This is a genomic window from Pseudomonas sp. Kh14, assembly GCF_900291005.1.
GTDB lineage: Bacteria > Pseudomonadota > Gammaproteobacteria > Pseudomonadales > Pseudomonadaceae > Aquipseudomonas > Aquipseudomonas alloputida.
In genome coordinates this window covers 1-229 of sequence record NZ_OLKJ01000360.1, presented here as the reverse complement: position 1 = coordinate 229, position 229 = coordinate 1, and the positions used below count along the sequence as shown (strand labels likewise).

Here is a 229-nt window from a genome sequence, read left to right as displayed (position 1 = left end):
GGCCCACAGCACTCCCATGCCTACAATCAGCGTCAGCATCGTGCTGCGCGTACGCCACGCCACCAGCGCGGCAAGTATCGCCGCTGGTATCTGTGGGTTCATCCAGTCGAACCCCGCCTGCCGGTCCGGGAATACCACGGCCGGCAGTACCAATGCGGCCAACACGCTGGCTGGCACATACGCCAGGGCGCGGCGAAACAGTGGGGGGATGCGCAACACCGTGTGCAAC

General features: G+C 65.5%; 1 protein-coding gene. It reads right to left on the bottom strand.

Features of this window, described 5'->3' with window-relative positions; genetic code table 11:
• Nucleotides 1-229 (bottom strand): AzlD domain-containing protein (locus tag FQ668_RS28425; protein ID WP_144180920.1); only part of this gene is annotated, 229 nt, incomplete at both ends.